The organism is Sphaerisporangium sp. NPDC051011 (genome assembly GCF_040653595.1).
Classification (GTDB): domain Bacteria; phylum Actinomycetota; class Actinomycetes; order Streptosporangiales; family Streptosporangiaceae; genus Sphaerisporangium.
On sequence record NZ_JBFAGG010000001.1, the window covers coordinates 352010 to 369186 of the forward strand.

The window sequence follows — 17177 nt, forward strand, 5'->3', positions numbered from 1 at the left end:
TCCGTCCCGCTACGTCCGGGCACCCCGCCGGAAGGTACAACTCCGTGACCTCCGTTCCAACCCCCTCGGACCCTCCGCGGCCCTCCCCCTCGGCCTTGGCGCCGGCCTCCTCGAAGCCCTCCCGCCCTGTCTCCCGTGAGCCCGCCCGCCCGGTCGCTTCGTCCGACCCTCGCCGCTCACCGGACCACGGCGTGGTCGCCGGGTCCTCGCTCAACGCGGCGCGGCGGGCGCGCGAACTGGCGGAGGTCCGTGACGGCGCCGTCGTCGACCTGCTGGTGGTGGGGCTGGGGGCGACGGGGGCGGGCGTGGCGCTGGACGCGGCGTCCCGGGGGCTGTCCGTCGCGGCGATCGACGCCCACGATCTGGCGTTCGGCACCTCGCGGTGGAGTTCGAAACTGATCCACGGCGGGCTGCGCTACCTCGCCAGGGGCCAGGTCGGGGTGGCGCGCGAGAGCGCCGTCGAGCGGGGGGTGCTCCTGACGCGCACGGCCCCGCACCTGGTGCGCGCCCGGCCGTACCTGCTGCCCCTCACCCCGGACGTCTCCCGCGCCCAGGCCGCCGTGATCATGGCGGGGTACCGTCTCGGCGACCTGCTGCGGGCGTCGGCGGGGACGCCGCGCGCGACGCTGCCCGGCCCCTCCCGCGTGACGGCCGCACGCGCCCGCGCCCTGGCGCCCGCCCTGCGCGCCGGCGGCCTGCGCGGCGGGCTCGTCTCGTTCGACGGCCGGGTGACCGACGACGCGCGGCTGGTGGTCGCGATCGCCCGGACGGCCGCCACCCACGGCGCGCGCGTCCTGACGCGGTGCCGGGCGCTGGCCCTGGCCGGCGACGGCGCCGAGGTCCGTGACGAACTGACGGGCGAGACGTTCGCGATCCGCGCCCGCGCGGTGGTCAACGCGGCGGGCGTGTGGGCGGGCGGGCTGACGGCCTCGGTGTCCCTGCGCCCCTCACGGGGCACCCACCTCGTGCTGCGGCCGGGAGCGCTCGGCGACCAGCGCGCCGGGCTGCACGTGCCGATCCCCGGCGAGACGGCACGCTTCGCGCTGGTCCTCCCCCAGCCGGACGGCCGCGTCCACGTCGGGCTGACCGACGAGCCGGTGGACGGCCCCGTCCCGGACGTCCCCGAGGCGCCGGAGGCGGACATCGCCTTCCTGCTCGGCGTCCTGAACTCGGTTCTGGAGACGCCGATCGCCCGCGCGGACGTGGCAGGGGCCTACGCGGGCCTGAGGCCGCTGCTGACGGGCGAAGGGCGCACGGCCGATCTCTCGCGAAGGCACACGGTCCTGAGGGCTCCTGACGGCGTCGTGACGATCGTCGGCGGAAAACTGACCACCTACCGCGCCATGGCCCGCGACGCGGTCGACGCGGCATTCCCCGCGGCCCCGCCGAGCCGCACGGCGCACCTGCCCCTGGTGGGCGCCGCCGGCCATCACGCGAACCCGCCCAGGGCAGACGCCGAAGGTCACGCGCGCCGGCCACGGCGGGACGGCGGCACGTACGAGACGCGGCCGGACAGGGACGGCGTGCCCGCCCGGCTGGCCGAGCGGTACGGCTCGGAGGCTCGCGCCGTCCATGAGCTGGCGCTACGCGATCCGTCGGCCGCGCGGGTGCTGCCGACGGGCGTCACGACGGCCGAACTGATCTGGGCGGTGCGCCACGAAGGCGCCCTGGACGCCGGCGACCTCCTGGACCGCCGCACCCGCATCGGCCTGATCCCCGAAGACCGCGCGGCGGCCCTCCCCGTAGCCGAACAACTCCTCCGCGACCACACCACCTGATTCCCCGAGCGCGTACCGGGGGACTCACCGAAAAAGGCGCCGGAACCGCCGACGTCCCTCCCCGCCGACGCGGCGCCGGTGGAAACACACGCCTCAGGCGGAACCAGCGCGGATCCCGGGGGGTGGTGGGCGGGCTCGCGGGGGTGCGGGATCGCCTTCCTCCGCTGAAGGGAGGCCCCCGGGGGCGGGGGCGGGGCCCGGACAGGGGAACCTACGGCCCACAGTCGGGCGGGGGTGGCCCCTGTCCTGGCGGTGGGTGAGCGGAGAGGTGGTGGCCGGGGGCGGGCGGTGTGAGCTGGGGGAAGGGGCGTGGGCGGGGCTCTAGTCACAGGTGGGCGGGCACGGCAACCCGACCTAGGGAATTGGGAACGTGATTAATCTCACACCCATGAGCCCGCCGGAGGGCCGCACAGGTGATCGCCCGTTGCACCCCAGGGCCGCCAAGGGGACCCCCAGCCCGGTCCGGACTCTCGGAATACCGGCGTGACCGTTTAGGTTAGTCTTACCTAAGTGTCTAAGGGGGCTATGTGACGGAGGACCGGGCCCGGGGCTGTGACCACCCGGACGGATGCCATGCGGGAATGGTGCCGACGCTCGCCAGCGCGACCGTGGGCGCGCGGTTCTGGCTGCTCATCGAGCACACCGGCCCATGGGCGTCCCATCTGCCCGAGTGCGACCTACCTGAGGACGTCCACGCGCTGATCGCGCGGGCGACCGAAATGGGCGTTCGTCCGCAGCTCATCCGGCGTCCCGGCCGCCGCAACGCCACCGCGAGCCCCCGCCATGTGATGGTGGCCGATACCACATCCCAGACGCCGTGGCTCGCCGAGGGCCGGTTCGAGGACGTCAGAGATCTTGACCTGGGATCTCTCGTGCGCGGAGTGGTGCCCGAGTCCTGCATACTGGTGAAGGAGCCGGTGTTCCTGGTCTGCACGCATGCCAAGCGCAATGCGTGTTGTGCCCGCATCGGTCTCCCCCTCGCGCGGGTTTTGGGTGAGAGCCAGCCGGGAAGAGTGTGGGAAACCACTCATGTGGGCGGCGATCGATACGCCGCTAACCTTGTGTGCTTGCCACACGGGCTTTACTACGGCAGCATGTCTCAGGCTGCTGCGATCGCGGCGGCAAACGCGTACCGGTGCGGTGAGGTAGTCCTTGACCGTTTCCGGGGACGCGCAGGCATCCCTGAGCCATCGCAGGCCGCCGAACATTTCGTCCGGGCTCATACGGGCGAGTTGTCGGTAGGCGGAGTGGCCGTGGAATCCACCAGGTCGGACGGTGACGTCACCGAGGCGATTGTGCGCCACGGGGACGTCCGGTTCCGGGTTGTGGTCGAACGTACGGTGTTCGCGCCGTGCGGCATGGCATGCGCCGACACGATCATGACCTACAGGCCGGTCGCGCTGGAGCGTCTCCAGTGCGGCGCGCCCGTTCTGACCTGAGGTCCCTACCGGGCCGGGAACACCACGGGTCTATTCGGCGTTGGAACGGAGGACGCCATACGCGTCCAAAGCGGCACAAACCCGAAATACATCTCACCTAAGGTGGTTTCTCATGTCTCAGGTACGTCGGCAGATCGCCCGCCCGCGCCCCAGCTGGGGTTGGCAGGATGATGCCGCGTGCCGGGGAGAGGACCTTGTGCTGTTCTTCGGTCCTGACGGCGAGCGTCAGCCGGAGCGCGACATTCGCGAGCGCAAGGCCAAGGCCATCTGCGCCCAGTGCCCTGTCCGCGCGGAGTGCCTCGACTACGCCCTCTCACGTCCCGAGAAGTACGGCACGTGGGGCGGGCTCAACGAGGACGAGCGCGCGTCCGAGCGTCGTCGGCGCATGCGGCGTGCCGCCAGCGCCGGCATCAGTGCTGCCTGAACCTCCACCGGCACTTTTCCGCCACGTCGTGATCATGCGGCTTTTCCGCTCCTGTACGCCTCCAGGGCCGAAATTGCCGCATGATCATGCGGGTCCCTCCCGGCGACGGGGGGCGCCCGGCGTTTCCCCCCGATTCCCGATGAAGGCGAAGAATCCCGTTCACCGCCCCTGCCGTAGCAGGCGGAGGACGTCCGCGTCGGTCAACTGCTCGAACCGCAGATACCACTGACCGACCGCGTGGAAGCCCGGCGGCGTGGAGAGCACCACGACCTCGTCCGCCTCGTCCCGAAGCGCCGTGACCGTCTTCGATGACCCGACCGGCACGGCGAGCACCACCCTCCTGGGTCCGGACCGCCGGACGGCGCGCAGTGCCGCGCGTGCCGTCCCGCCCGTCGCGAGCCCGTCGTCCACCACGACGACGTCCCGTCCCGCCAGAGCGGGCATCGGACGCTCGCCCCGGTAGGCCGTGACCCGCCGGGCCAGTTCCCGCCGCTCCCGCTCGACGATCGGGGCGAGATCGTCCTCGTCGATCTCCAGGCGCCGCAGCATCTCCTGGTCGAACACCGGATCCCCGCCCTCGGCGATCGCGCCGAGGCCCAGTTCCGGCTGCACGGGGTGGCCGATCTTCCGGGTCACCAGGACCTCCAGCGGCGTCTGCAGCCGTTCGGCGATCGGCCCGGCCACGGCCACACCCCCGCGCGGCAGGGCGAGGATCACCGGGTCGGCGAGCCCCGCGTCCGCGAGGATCTCGGCGAGCAGCGTCCCCGCCTGCTCCCGGTCGGCGAACGGAAGGGACACGCGCCGGGAAGCGCTCATGCACCTTTCGTACCCTTTGACCTGAAATGCAAGCGGGGACGCCCGCCCCTGTCAGGGCCGTGACCGCCCACGCATCGACTTGTGGATGATCTTCCACTGGCGCGTCTGCTCGGCCCGGAGCCGGGCGTCGGTGCGGCTCGCCATCCAGTTCGCCTCCCGCTGGAGCTTGCGCCAGCTCTCCAGGCGCCGCTCCGGCAGCTCACCGGACTCCAGCGCCGCGAGGACGGCGCAGCCCGGCTCGCTCTCGTGGGAGCAGTCGCCGAACCGGCAGTCCTCGGCGAGCTCCTCGATGTCGGAGAACACCATGTCGACGCCCTGGCTCATCTCGTACAGGCCGACGCGGCGGATCCCGGGCGTATCGATGACCAGCCCGCCCCCGGCCAGCGGGATCAGCTCGCGGTGGACGGTGGTGTGCCGTCCCCGGCCGTCGCCGGCGCGGACCCGTTGCGTCTCCATGACCTCCCCGCCGGCGAGCGCGTTGACGAGCGTGGACTTGCCCGCTCCGGACGCCCCGAGGATCACGGCCGTGCGCGCCCCGTCGAGATGGCCGCGCACGACCTCCACCCCCTCCCCCGTGAGCGAGGAGACGGCGTGCAGCGCCACCCCCGGCGCCGCGGCGGCGACGTCGCCGAGCAGGTCCGCGAGGTGCTCGCCGACCAGGTCGGCCTTGGTGATCAGCACGACCGGCTCGGCTCCGCTCTCCCAGGCCAGGGCGAGCAGGCGCTCGACGCGGCCGAGGTCGGCGAAGTCGGAGGCGTGCATGGACGGCTCGGCGACGAACACCACGTCCACGTTGGCCGCCAGCACCTGTCCCTTGGAGTCGCCGGACAGGCCGCCACGCGAGTCGCGGGCGACGCCGCCGCGGACGAAGGCCGTCCTCCTCGGGAGGATCGAGTCCAGCTCGTAGCGGCCCTCGGACAGCAGCGTGAGCGCCGCCCAGTCGCCCACACAGGGCAGGTTCACCGGGTCCTCCGCCGTCGCGCGCCTCAGCCGGGCGCCGTAGGCGGCGTGGTGGTGACCGTCGGCGGTGATGACGTCGGCGGCGCCGCGATCGACGCGCGCGACGCGGGCGGGGACGGCACCGCCCGGGAGCTCGGCCGCGAGGGACTCGTTCCAGCCGAGAGAAGAAAGATCGAGACCAGGAGTGGTCAACTCAGGGCACCCTTCGGGAACGGGTGCCGCGGCTTCAGCGCGCGGACGGCACCCAGGAGAAAACGGACTCGGGCATGCTTAGAAAGACCCGCATAGTCCTCACCTCCCGGGTGTCGTGGCCGCCTCCTGACGAAGCGGCGAAGCCGGGCCCACTGTATCGCGGGCCCGGCCTCGCGGGGCAACTCATTTACGGCGCGTCACACGACGGCGGGGGCACCCCTGCCGCCGCCGGGCGGTCAGGCCAGGCCGGGCGCCGGGAACTTGGAGGTCAGGTCGCTGACCTCGCCGTGAACGCGCGCGATGACCTTGTCGGCGGCGTCCGCGTCGCCCTTGGCCAGGGCGGTGACGACCTCGTCCATCCAGGCGCCGATCTGGCGCATCTCGGCCTCGCCCATGCCGCGGCTGGTGATCGACGGCGTGCCGATGCGCAGGCCGGAGGGGTCGAACGGCTTGCGCGGGTCGAACGGGACGGTGTTGTAGTTCGTCTCCAGACCGGCGCGGTCCAAGGCCTGCGCGGCGGGCTTGCCCGCGACGCCCTTGGACGTCAGGTCGATCAGGATGAGGTGGTTGTCCGTGCCGCCGGACACCAGCTCGAACCCGCGCGAGGAGAGCTCCTCGGCCAGGGCCTTGGCGTTGGTGACGACCTGCCGGGCGTAAGCCTTGAAGTCGTCCCCGGCCGCCTCGCGCAGCGCCACGGCGATGGCGGCGGTGGTGTGGTTGTGCGGGCCGCCCTGCAGGCCCGGGAACACCGCCTTGTTCAGCGCCTTGGCGTGCTCGTCGTCGTTCGCCATCAGCATGGCGCCGCGCGGGCCGCGCAGCGTCTTGTGCGTGGTGGTCGAGATGACGTCGGCGTGGCCCACCGGCGAGGGGTGGGCGCCGCCGGCGACGAGGCCGGCGATGTGCGCGATGTCCGCGGCGAGCACGGCCCCGACCTCACGGGCGACCTCGGCGAAGGCCGGGAAGTCGATCGTGCGCGGGATCGCGGTGCCGCCGCAGAAGATCAGCTTGGGACGGTGCTCCAGCGCGAGGGCCCGCACCTCGTCCATGTCGATGCGGCCGGTGTCCTGGCGCACGCCGTAGCGGACCGGGTTGAACCACTTGCCGGTCGCCGACACCGACCAGCCGTGGGTCAGGTGACCGCCGAACGGCAGTCCCATGCCCATGACGGTGTCGCCCGGGTTCAGGAACGCCAGGTAGATCGCCAGGTTGGCCGGCGACCCGGAGTACGGCTGGACGTTGGCGTGGTTCACACCGAACAGGGCCTTGGCGCGCTCGATGGCCACGGTCTCGATCTGGTCGATGACCTGCTGGCCCTCGTAGTAACGCTTGCCCGCGTAGCCCTCGGAGTATTTGTTGGTGAGGACTGTGCCCGTCGCCTCGAGGACGGCCCTGGAGACGTAGTTCTCCGAGGGGATCAGCTTGACGGTGTCGGCCTGGCGCCGCTCCTCCGCCCTGATCAACTCGGCGATCTCCGGGTCGACGTCGGCAAGAGAACTCATGGCCCTACCCTTCGTTGGATTGGATCCGGCGGAGACCCAGGCGCCCGGCCCCCGCCCTGTTCGCTCCCTGGTGGTGGTCCACCCAGACGCGCCGGTCACGTCGCGTCAGACGATAGCGGACTCGGCGTTTCTGGCGTTGACGCCGCCCGGCCACAGGCGGTCGACCTCGGCGTTGAGCGTCGCGCCGATGAGGACCGCGAGCGCCGTGATGTACAGCCACAGCAGCACCGCGATGGGCGCCGCCAGCGAGCCGTAGATCGACAGCGGGCTGAACCACGCGGCCAGCACCTCGCGCAGCACGGCCGCGCAGGCGATCCAGATGAGCAACGCCAGCAGGGCCCCGGGAACCTCCCGCCACCAGCGCGTGCGCACCGGAACGCTCACGTGGTACAGCAGCGTGAGCACCAGAACCGAGCTCACGATCACGACCGGCCAGTACAGGACCCCTACGATGCCGCTGTACTGCGGTAAGGCCTCCGAGAGCAGGGTGGGGCCCACGACCAGTACGGGGATGACGATCAGCGCGATCACCAGCGCCGCCAGGTAGAGGCCGAACGACAGGATGCGCGTGCGGATGATGCTGCGCGCCTCCCCCAGCCCGTAGGCGATGGAGATCAGGTCGACGTAGACGAACAGCGCCCGGGAGCCGGACCACAGCGCGAGCAGGAAGCCCACCGAGATCAGCGAGACCTGCCCGCCTCTGAGGACGTCGTCGAGCAGCGGGCGCACCACGCGGTCGATCGTGTTGCCGGTGAACAGCAACTGCGCCTGCTCCAGGACCCACCCGCGCGTCTCGGCGACCGTCCCCGGCCCGAGGATCCCGCTCAGGTGGCCGAGCAGGCCGATCAGCCCGAGCACGAACGGCGGCAGCGACAGCAGCGCGAAGAACGCGGCCTCGCCCGCCAGGCCCGTCACGCGGTAGTTGAAGCCGGCGACCGTGGTGGCGCGCGCCAGCACCCAGAGCCGGGACTCGAAGGCCCGCGCGCCGCGCAGCGACGCGAGGCCGGCCATCGCGTTGCGCCTGGCCCTGGCTCTGACCAGCCTCCATCGGGCCGCCCGCCGCGAAGGATCGGACGACCGGGCGGGCGCGCCTGTGGACGTCATGGCACCCAAAAGTAGTCGCTGCGCGCTTCCACCACGACACCACCTTGTGAACGATCTCGATCGTGGCGTCTACCCGGTGAGACGCCTTCCTATCCGGTGCGCATATCGCAACCTCCCATGCTAGCCGTTACGGAGGGCCGAAAACGGCGATGACCTGGGGTGAAGTGTCCCAGGGCGAAGAACGGGGGGAGAAGGAGATCGTGATCTGCAAGGAGTGCAAGGAGGGCCGGCACGAGGGGTGCCGGGGCGGTTCGTGGTGCGACTGCCAGCACCAGACCACGCCTCCTCCGCCGCAGACGCCGCTGGCCTGGCCGCGCAGCGGCTGAGGGATCCGGACATCGGGCCGGAATATCCAGAGTGTGGACCAGATATTGGACATCCGGCACAAGGAGGGTATGGTTTGGTACATGCCAGCGGACCCGCTCCTCGTCGTGCGACGCCACGTCGACTTGCTGCGTGTCCGCAGTGCCATCTGTAGTGACGCCCGTTGACCGTCGCCCGCTGTTGACTTCTGCCAGCCAGGGCGCGTGACAGGCGTCTTTTTTCTTGCCCTCAGGACTCCGCCCCGAGCCTGGCGGCGGCCTGCGCGCGCGTCCTCGCGCCCCCGATGACCATCCTCGGTAAAGGACGCCTCATGACCAGCCCGCCCAGGCCCGCGAACCGCCACCACAAGCGCCCGCGAGGCGAAGGCCAGTGGGCCCTCGGATACCGTGAGCCGCTGAACAAGAACGAGGAGAACAAGAGGAACGACGACGGGCTCAACGTCCGTCAGCGGATCATCGACGTTTACTCCAAGCGCGGCTTCGACTCCATCGACCCCGCCGACCTGCGGGGCCGTTTCCGCTGGTACGGCCTCTACACCCAGCGCAAGCCGGGCATCGACGGCGGTAAGACCGCGATCCTCGAGCCCGAGGAGCTGGACGACCGCTACTTCATGCTGCGCGTCCGCATCGACGGCGGGCAGCTCGACCTGCGGCAGCTCCGCACGATCGCCGACATCGCCAACACCTACGCCCGAGGGACGGCGGACGTCACCGACCGGCAGAACATCCAGCTCCACTGGATCGAGATCGAGTCGGTCCCCGCGATCTGGGAGGCCCTGGAGTCCGTGGGGCTGTCGACCACCGAGGCCTGCGGCGACACCCCGCGCGTCATGCTCGGGTGCCCGCTCGCCGGCATCGACGCCGACGAGGTGATCGACGCGACCGACCAGATCGACGACACGGTCGCCCGGTACATCGGCGACCAGGCGTACTCCAACCTGCCCCGCAAGTTCAAGTCGGCGATGAGCGGCTGCCCCGCGCACTGCACGGTGCACGAGATCAACGACATCGCCTTCGTCGGCGTGGTGAACGAGCAGGGCGAGAAGGGCTTCGACCTGTGGGTCGGCGGCGGCCTGTCCACCAACCCCATGCTGGCCAAGCGCCTCGGCACGTTCGTCCGGCCCGAGCAGGTGCACGAGGTGTGGGCCGGGGTCATCGGCATCTTCCGCGACTACGGCTACCGCAGGCTGCGCCACCGGGCCCGCATCAAGTTCCTGGTCAACGACTGGGGACCCGAGCGGTTCCGCGAGGTGCTGGAGAAGGAGTACCTCGGCTACACCCTGCCCGACGGGCCGGCGCCCGAGCCTCCGCGCGGCGGCCGGCGCGACCACGTCGGGGTGCACCCGCAGAAGGACGGCAACTACTACGTCGGGTTCGCCCCGAAGGTCGGGCGGCTGGACGGCGACAAGCTGCACCTGATCGCCGACATCGCCGAGCGGCACGGCTCAGGCCGCGTCCGCACCACCGTCGAGCAGAAGATGGTGATCCTGGACGTAGCGCCGGGCGAGGTGGACGGCCTCGTCGCCGACCTGGAGGCCGCCGACCTGCGGGTCAACCCCGGCACGTTCCGCCGCCAGACGATGGCCTGCACGGGCATCGAGTTCTGCAAGCTGGCGATCGTCGAGACCAAGGCGCTCGCCTCCGACCTCATCGACGAGCTGGAGCACCGCCTGCCGGACTTCTCCGACCCGCTGACCATCAACGTCAACGGCTGCCCGAACTCCTGCGCGCGCATCCAGGTCGCCGACATCGGCCTGAAGGGCCAGCTCGTCACCGACGGGTCCGGCCAGCAGGTCGAGGGCTTCCAGATCCACCTCGGCGGCTCGCTCGGCGTGACCCCCGGCTTCGGCCGCAAGGTCCGCGGGCTCAAGGCCACCGCCGCCGAGCTTCCCGACTACATCGAGCGGGTCCTGAAGAACTTCCAGAGCCAGAAGACCGACGGCGAGACCTTCGCCGAGTGGGTCCAGCGCGCCGAGGAGGCCGACCTCACGTGAGCCCCCGTACGGCGCCGGGGCGGGACGGGAGGCGGGCGTGACCGAGCGCGCCGTCCCGTTCCACTGCCCGTACTGCGGCGACGAGGACCTCGAACCCTATGAGGGCGATGGCGGCTGGTACTGCCGGTCGTGCGCCCGCGCCTTCAAGCTGAAATTTCTCGGCATCGGCGTGCGCTCATGATCGGCGCACCTTCTCGACGGGGGCCGCGGGCCTCCCTGAGCCCGGCGACGCCCCCGCGAACTTTGACGAACGAGGAGCAGCGAGTCATGACACTGGTGGAGATAGAGACCGGCCTGGAACGCCAGCGCGGCGTGCTGGACCTGCGGGGCATCGTCGAGTCCGCCGCCGCGTTCCTGGAGGACGCGCCCGCGCGCGAGATCATCCGCTGGGCGGCGGCCACGTTCGGCGACCGCCTGTGTCTGACGTCCTCGATGAGCGACGCCCTGCTCATCGACCTGGTGAGCCGGGTGAAGCCCGGCGTGGACGTGCTGTTCATCGACACCGGCTACCACTTCGCCGAGACCATCGGCACGCGTGACGCCGTGCGGCAGGTGTACGACGTCAACGTCATCGACATCAAGCCGTCCAGGACGGTCGAGGAGCAGAACCGCGAGCTCGGCCCGCGCCTGCACGGCCGCAACCCCGACCTGTGCTGCTTCCTGCGCAAGGTGGAGCCGCTGAACCGCGCGCTGGAGCCGTACCTCGCGTGGATCTCCGGCATCCGCCGCGACGAGTCGCCCACCCGGGCGAACACCAAGGTCGTCGAGTGGGACGCCAAGCGCCAGATGGTCAAGGTCAACCCGATCGCCCGCTGGACGCAGGACGACGTCGACAACTACATGGCCGACAACGGGGTGATCATCAACCCGCTGCACTACGACGACTACCCCTCGATCGGCTGCGCGCCCTGCACCCGCCGCGTCGCCCCCGGCGAGGACCCACGCAGCGGCCGCTGGGCCGGCCTGGGCAAGACCGAATGCGGAATCCACCTCTGAGCCCGGATCAGCCCCGGGCTGGACGGAGACCGCCGTACGGTATCGGGGGCGCCCTGGTTCAGGGGGCGCCGCCGGCACCGCTCCCGGTACCGCCGCACGCACCGCTTCCCGCGCCGCCGTTGGTGGCGGTGGCCCACGGTTCCCGTGACCCGCGCGCCTCGGCGACGGTGGAGGCCCTGCTGGAGGACGTGCGACGCGCGCGGCCCGGCCTGCAGGTCCTGGGAGCGTACCTGGACCATTCGCGGCCGTCGCTCGGCGAGGCCCTGGCCGGGCTGGGCGAGGCCGTGGTGCTGCCGCTGCTGCTCACCGAGGCGTACCACAGCCGCGTCGACATCCCGTCCGCGCTGCACGAGGCGCGCGCGGCGAGTCCCGGCCTGCGCGTCCACCAGGGCCCGACCCTGGGCCCGCATCCGCTGCTGATCGCCGCCCTGGAGCGGCGCCTGGCGGAGGCGGACGTGACGATCGGCGACCCGGACACCGCCGTCGTCCTGGTCTCCGCGGGTTCCAGCGACCCCCGCGCCAACGCGGTGATCGCCGACATGGCCCGGACGTGGGCCCGCTCCCGCCTCTGGCACTCGGTCACCCCCGCCTACGCCTCGGCCGCCTCCCCCACGCCCGACCAGGCCGTCCACGCCCTCCTGAACGACGTTCGGCCGGCCGTCCCGGACGGCATCGCGGAGACGCTCCCGTACGCGGGCCCGGCCTCGTACGGCGGCTCGCGGGCGGGCGGCGGGCGCGCGGGGAGGCCACGCCACGTCGTCGTCGCCCTCTACCTCCTCGCCTCCGGGTACTTCGCCGACAAGGTCACGCGCGACACCCTGCGCGCCGGGGCCCGCGCGGTCGCCGACCCGCTCGGCCCCGCCCCCGAGCTGACCACCGTCCTTCTCGACCGCTACGCCCGGGCCGCCCGCACGTTCGCCGCGGGGGCGCGGGGCCGGGCCTAGGGCGTGCCTGATAGCCGGCGGGTCCAGGCGATGACGGCGTTGAAGGGTGCCATTACCGCATCCAGCCTCGCACGACCGGATTGATCCGCCGTGCGAGGTCGTGTTCGGAGGATCCGGCGCGATGGTGCAGCGAAGCCGGCCAGGCTCGCGCGGCCGAGGGCCCGCCGGAGCGGGTTTCGCGGAGCGGGACGCTCAGATGCGGACCACGACTTTTCCTCTCACGTGCCCGCGCTCGGAGTAAGCGTGGGCTTCCGCGATCTGTTCGAGCGGGTAGGAGCGCTCGACACGAGGTGTGTAGCGGCCTTGTCGGCCCAGCTCCCCGGCTGCTGCCAGAAGCCCGGAGTCGTTGCGCGCGTTGGCCAGATGCGTGCCCAGGCGAGGTGCGTTGGCATGGTCGGCGACGGTCGACACACGGGTGGGATCGCCCACGATCGCGACGAGGTCGGCCAGGGACCCGGAGGCCGCGCTGTCCAGCGCGAAGTCGATACCGTCCGGGGCGAGGGCAGAGACGCGTTCTGCGAGCCCGGTGCCGTAGGTGGTGGCCATTGCTCCGAGAGCGCTGAGGAACTCGTGGTTGTGCTCGCCGGCCGTTCCGATGACCGTGGCGCCTTGCGCGACAGCGATCTCCACCGCGGCACTGCCCACGCCTCCGGCGGCGCCCTCGATGAGAAGGGTGCGTCCCTTGAGGGAACCGAATACCTCCAGGCCGGCCAGCGCGGTCACGGAAGCCAGGCCGGCACCGGCGGCCTGCTCGTCGTTCCATGCGGCGGGCGCGGGTGCCCAGGCCGAGAGCACGGCCAGCTCAGCTGTCGCGCCGGTGACACCGCCCAGCCCGAAAACACGGTCTCCGATACTCACCTCCCGCACCTTGTCACCGATCTCGTCCACCACGCCGACGGCATCGCGTCCAGGGATCGCGGGCAGCTCCACGGGGAGCACCTCACGTACCGCGCCACTGCGTACCTTCCAGTCGACGGGATTGACGCCGGCCGCCGTGACGCGGACGCGGATCTCACCGGGCCCGGGATGTGGGTCCGGCACTTCCTCGATCACAAGGGTCTCTACACCGCCGTACTCGTGATAACGGGCTGCGCGCATGGTGTCCTGCCTTACCAGATCGGTGGGCTCGGTGAGCCCGACGTCAGCTAGGCTAAAACCTCACGTCAACGTCAGATGCAAGTCGGGCAGGCGACCCGGAGAACGGAGGACCGGTGCGTATCGGTGAGGTGGCGGAGAAGGCGGGCGTGAGCGTCCGGGCCCTGCGGTACTACGAGGAGCAAGACCTTCTGCAGCCTGACCGCAGCGCCGGAGGCCAGCGTCAGTATCCCGATACCGCCGTCGCTCGGGTCAGGCTGATCCAGCAGCTCTTTGCCGCCGGCCTGCCGAGCAGGTCCGTCCGTGAGGTGCTGCCGTGCGTGGATTCCGGCAAAGCGGCCCCGGGGCTCCTGGACCACCTGGAGACCGAGCGCGCCCGTATCAGCCGGCGGATCATCGACCTGCTCGCGGCGCGTGACCGGCTGGACGTTGTGATCGCCAACACGCGGAACCCTCCCCCTCACTGCGATCACACGCAGTGACGAGTGCTGCTCTCGCGACCGTACGCGCGTCAGACCAACTCGACGAACCCCGCCCAAGCCTCACGCGACACCATGAGGACAGGTCCGGCGACATGCTTGGAGTCCCGGATGGTATGGCGGCCGTACCGGCGGCGATCTCTACGCAATCGCCACCCTCGGTTCCGCGGCGGCGGGGGTTGAGGAACATCGGAACGGAAACCGGCGGTAAGCCTTTTGGGGGCCTTGTGGCGTTTTGACCTCGGGTTACCTGGTGCCAGACCCTTGTTTCCCCACCGGACTCACCGGTAGCCTCACGGGCGATATCGCGCTCCTTGATCCGCCGAGTGGCCGGCAATCCACCGCTCCGCGCCCCAGCGGGCGTGACCTCGAACTGACGGCACCATCCAGGAGGCCGCGTTGACGGACGCCTTCCAGCTCCCCTTGTTCTATATGCCGTTCCAGGCGAGGGTGAATCCGCACCTGGAGGCCGTCCGTCCGCGAGTTCGCGCCTGGGCATGCGCTGTGGGTCTGCTTGAGCCGCCGGGCACCGACTCATACCACGGCGGCTGGAGTGCGGAGACCTTCGACAGGGCGGACTTCACCAGGTTCACCGCCTGGACCTATCCCCATGCCTGTGCCGAGGAACTGGAGCTATTGTCTGGCTGGCACAGCCTCATCTGGTGCCTGGACGACGTCTTCGGCGCCTGGTGTGAAGCTCTCGGTAGCCGGGAGCGGATCCTGCAACGTATCGAGCGGCTGATGGCATTCATGCCGATCATGACACCCGGCTTGGTGCCGCCCCCCGGGCATCCTGTGGAACGTGCGCTGGCCGACCTATGGCGCCGCACGGCGCCCTCGGCATCGATTCCGTGGCGCCTGCTGTACACCAGGTCCGTACGGCGGTTCCTGGAGGCATCGCTGTGGGAGACGGAGAACCTCGAACGCCACCGGTTTCCCGACCTCATCGAGCAGGCCGAGATGCGCCGCGACTACGGGGCGGCCGGGTGCAGCGCACTACTGATGGAGCACTCGCTCGGCTGGGAGATCCCCGATGGCATCCGGGGCACCCGGCCGTTCACTGTGCTGATCGACTCATTCCGGGACACGGTCGATCTGCACAACGACATCGTGTCCTATCCCAAGGAGGTCCGCGAGGGCGTCGCGAGGAACAACATCGTGCACGTGGCCCAGGAACTCCTCGGTGTCTCCCTCAAGGATGCGGTCTCCTTCGTTGACCACATCCTGACGGGCCGGGTCAGGACGCTCGAAGAGAACGTCGAGACGGACCTCCCGCAAGTGCTGCATGACCTGCATGCGGACCCTGAGACTCAGCGTGCCGCCCTGCGGCATGCCCAGGCCATCCAGGGCTGGGCTGCCGGCTCGTACCGCTGGCACAGCGACACCGATCGGTACCGGCCCGCCGCCGGCTCGCAGGGCCAGGATTCCGCGCGGGACCTCACGACCCCTTCGAGCCTGCTGTCCACATGGGAACGGGACGCGTTTCTCCGCGAGTTCGGCAGCCGCCCAGAAGCTCGGTGAGCGCCTCCCGCCGGTCGGCAACACTACGACCTCGGCCACGCCCCGCCGAGCCGGCCACACTACGTCACCTGGTCGATGACGGTGTCTCGATCACCGAGGCTGCCCGCACCCTCAAAATCGGCCACTCCACCGCCTAGACGCGAGGCTGCTTGTCATTCCGATAGACGAGGCGGTCGCCTTGCTGGAAGCGGCCGCAACCGGTGCCACTCTTCACCTCATCCGGCATGGCGGGAGCCCCGACGCACCCTACTCGCGGCAGCTCAGGGACGCGGTGATCGCACAGCTCACAGGTGTCGCCCCCGGCAACGAACAGCTCGGGCACGTGCCCGCAGCCCGCCGGCTTCTCGGATCCCTCTCCGACGCTCACGTGCCAGGGCTGAGCAGCAAAGAACTCGCGCTGCTACGCGACTGGCTCTCACGCATCACCACCGCCCAAGATCAATCGTCAGACACGGCCTAGCCGTCGGACGGCAGGGGGCTGGGGTCGGTGGTCGGGGGGTCGGTCGGGATCGGCGCCTCGCCGCGCAGGTTCACGGTCGTGGGGTCCGCTCCGACGTTGTGGTGGATGACGAGGGTGGCGGTCACGGTGCCGCCCTCGGGAGGCGAGGTGAAGTTCACGCCGAACGAGCAGGACACTCCGGAGGCCAGGTTCTTGCGCTCGCAGGAGCCGTCCTGGGTGAAGTACGCCTTTCCCGCCCCCCGGAACTCCATGTAGGTCACCTTCAGAATGGCGTCTCCCACGCTCTTGATGATCACCTCGTTGTTGTCGCAGCCGCCCTCGCTGGTGCAGTTGATCTCCCCCGGCGTGACCTCGACACCCGCCTTGCCCCCGGGTCCAGGCACCTTGATGATGCGGGTGCTCCCCCCGTTGTGGTCCTTCTCGGTGGCCTTGTCCGGGCCGCACATGAAATCCGGGCAGATCGGCGCCTTGGTGGTGATGAGCGCCGCGACGATGGCCGCTCCCGCCGCGATGAGCGCGGCTGCGATGCCCGCTCCTTTGCCTGACACCTGGTCCTCCACTAACGCTGTCGGACGATTTCGGACGATGAGGGAAACCAAATGGCCGGCGGACGCGAAAGGCTCGCGCCGCGCCCGAACGCCCTGCTCGAAGGCGGTGCGGGACGGCGTGGAACCGCGCGGCCGCCCCCGCGGCCGCGATTCCGGCCGGGCCGGATCGGGAATTCCCGGGTTTCAATTCCGGGAGGGGAAGGCGGCTCGCTCGGATCGGGCGAAGGTCGAGCCCGGATCACGATGAACCGCCGCGTGGCGAGAAACCGAGGACGATCGGTGCGTCGCCGCCGAAGCACAGTTCCGAAGCTTTACGCGAACAAGGATAAGCCGTCCCGCTTGCAACTCACCTGCATTTTCCCGTCACCTTCCGCTCTCCCCGGCTCAGGCATCCACCAGCCCCGAACGGGTGACTCCCATCTCCACCAAGGAGCTGTGGCTGCGTCAGGGCCCCGGCGTCAGGGCTGGAGGAGTTCTCAAATTTTGAGACGGCGAGGTCAAGTTCTGCATGTCACAGGTTGATCGAGTACGGCGTGGCGGACATGATGCACACCCAACGCGATCACGCCCGCTAAACGCCCCCGCAGTACCGGCCCACCCTCGTT

General features: G+C 70.6%; 18 protein-coding genes. 11 read left to right on the forward strand and 7 right to left on the reverse strand.

All coding sequences use genetic code 11. The features are described from left to right. Nucleotides 1-191: 191 nt before the first annotated feature. From AB0H21_RS01525 to AB0H21_RS01535, 3 genes are all read left to right on the forward strand, one after another. Nucleotides 192-1778, forward strand: coding sequence for a glycerol-3-phosphate dehydrogenase/oxidase (locus AB0H21_RS01525; RefSeq protein WP_358509905.1), 1587 nt, complete (start codon nucleotides 192-194; stop codon nucleotides 1776-1778). A 581-nt stretch (nucleotides 1779-2359) separates the two neighbouring features. Continuing rightward, nucleotides 2360-3217 (forward strand): sucrase ferredoxin, encoded by an 858-nt coding sequence (locus tag AB0H21_RS01530; protein WP_358509908.1) that lies wholly within the window; start codon nucleotides 2360-2362, stop codon nucleotides 3215-3217. A 112-nt stretch (nucleotides 3218-3329) separates the two neighbouring features. Continuing rightward, nucleotides 3330-3641 carry a WhiB family transcriptional regulator gene (locus AB0H21_RS01535; RefSeq protein ID WP_093171423.1) on the forward strand — a complete coding sequence of 104 codons (312 nt, stop codon included), beginning with the start codon at nucleotides 3330-3332 and terminating at the stop codon, nucleotides 3639-3641. 159 nt (nucleotides 3642-3800) lie between these two features. On the opposite strand, the gene AB0H21_RS01540 is transcribed toward AB0H21_RS01535, so the two are convergent. The 4 genes from AB0H21_RS01540 to AB0H21_RS01555 form a co-directional block, all read right to left on the reverse strand. Continuing rightward, nucleotides 3801-4457, reverse strand: coding sequence for a phosphoribosyltransferase family protein (locus tag AB0H21_RS01540; protein WP_358509911.1), 657 nt, complete (start codon nucleotides 4455-4457; stop codon nucleotides 3801-3803). A 51-nt stretch (nucleotides 4458-4508) separates the two neighbouring features. Beyond that, a complete protein-coding gene (rsgA, locus tag AB0H21_RS01545) occupies nucleotides 4509-5609 on the reverse strand; it encodes a ribosome small subunit-dependent GTPase A (protein WP_358509914.1) in 1101 nt (366 codons plus the stop codon). Between the two features lie 236 nt (nucleotides 5610-5845). Beyond that, complete coding sequence (gene glyA, locus AB0H21_RS01550) at nucleotides 5846-7108, reverse strand: serine hydroxymethyltransferase (protein WP_358509916.1); 1263 nt, start codon at nucleotides 7106-7108, stop codon at nucleotides 5846-5848. Between the two features lie 105 nt (nucleotides 7109-7213). Further along, on the reverse strand, nucleotides 7214-8212 hold the full coding sequence (locus AB0H21_RS01555; RefSeq protein WP_358509919.1) for a YihY/virulence factor BrkB family protein: 999 nt from the start codon (nucleotides 8210-8212) through the stop codon (nucleotides 7214-7216). A 149-nt stretch (nucleotides 8213-8361) separates the two neighbouring features. Between AB0H21_RS01555 and AB0H21_RS01560 the strand changes: the two genes are divergently transcribed. The 6 genes from AB0H21_RS01560 to AB0H21_RS01585 all read left to right on the forward strand — a co-directional run bounded on the left by AB0H21_RS01560 (nucleotide 8362) and on the right by AB0H21_RS01585 (nucleotide 12469). Next, entirely contained in the window at nucleotides 8362-8538 is a 177-nt protein-coding gene (locus tag AB0H21_RS01560) for a hypothetical protein (protein WP_358509922.1), read from the forward strand. A gap of 81 nt (nucleotides 8539-8619) precedes the next feature. Next, nucleotides 8620-8703: a putative leader peptide gene (locus AB0H21_RS01565; RefSeq protein WP_358511342.1), complete on the forward strand. Its 84-nt coding sequence runs from the start codon at nucleotides 8620-8622 to the stop codon at nucleotides 8701-8703. Nucleotides 8704-8846: 143 nt separating this feature from the next. After that, a complete protein-coding gene (locus tag AB0H21_RS01570; protein ID WP_358509925.1) occupies nucleotides 8847-10529 on the forward strand; it encodes a nitrite/sulfite reductase in 1683 nt (560 codons plus the stop codon). A gap of 37 nt (nucleotides 10530-10566) precedes the next feature. Continuing rightward, entirely contained in the window at nucleotides 10567-10710 is a 144-nt protein-coding gene (locus AB0H21_RS01575) for an Insertion element protein (RefSeq protein ID WP_358509928.1), read from the forward strand. Between the two features lie 86 nt (nucleotides 10711-10796). Beyond that, nucleotides 10797-11525: a phosphoadenylyl-sulfate reductase gene (locus AB0H21_RS01580; RefSeq protein WP_358509931.1), complete on the forward strand. Its 729-nt coding sequence runs from the start codon at nucleotides 10797-10799 to the stop codon at nucleotides 11523-11525. Between the two features lie 122 nt (nucleotides 11526-11647). Further along, nucleotides 11648-12469: a sirohydrochlorin chelatase gene (locus AB0H21_RS01585; RefSeq protein ID WP_358509934.1), complete on the forward strand. Its 822-nt coding sequence runs from the start codon at nucleotides 11648-11650 to the stop codon at nucleotides 12467-12469. 192 nt (nucleotides 12470-12661) lie between these two features. On the opposite strand, the gene AB0H21_RS01590 is transcribed toward AB0H21_RS01585, so the two are convergent. Then, nucleotides 12662-13567, reverse strand: a complete 906-nt coding sequence (locus tag AB0H21_RS01590; protein ID WP_358509937.1) for an NADP-dependent oxidoreductase — start codon at nucleotides 13565-13567, stop codon at nucleotides 12662-12664. Between the two features lie 113 nt (nucleotides 13568-13680). Here AB0H21_RS01590 and AB0H21_RS01595 point away from each other — a divergent pair, with 113 nt between their 5' ends. After that, complete coding sequence (locus AB0H21_RS01595) at nucleotides 13681-14046, forward strand: MerR family transcriptional regulator (RefSeq protein ID WP_358509941.1); 366 nt, start codon at nucleotides 13681-13683, stop codon at nucleotides 14044-14046. Between the two features lie 29 nt (nucleotides 14047-14075). Here the strand turns inward: AB0H21_RS01595 and AB0H21_RS01600 are convergent, their stop codons facing one another. Then, nucleotides 14076-14192, reverse strand: coding sequence for a DUF397 domain-containing protein (locus AB0H21_RS01600; protein ID WP_358509944.1), 117 nt, complete (start codon nucleotides 14190-14192; stop codon nucleotides 14076-14078). A gap of 355 nt (nucleotides 14193-14547) precedes the next feature. Here AB0H21_RS01600 and AB0H21_RS01605 point away from each other — a divergent pair, with 355 nt between their 5' ends. Next, on the forward strand, nucleotides 14548-15564 hold the full coding sequence (locus tag AB0H21_RS01605) for a hypothetical protein (RefSeq protein WP_358509947.1): 1017 nt from the start codon (nucleotides 14548-14550) through the stop codon (nucleotides 15562-15564). 456 nt (nucleotides 15565-16020) lie between these two features. On the opposite strand, the gene AB0H21_RS01610 is transcribed toward AB0H21_RS01605, so the two are convergent. Beyond that, nucleotides 16021-16572 carry a hypothetical protein gene (locus AB0H21_RS01610; protein WP_358509950.1) on the reverse strand — a complete coding sequence of 184 codons (552 nt, stop codon included), beginning with the start codon at nucleotides 16570-16572 and terminating at the stop codon, nucleotides 16021-16023. Between the last annotated feature and the right edge of the window lie 605 nt (nucleotides 16573-17177).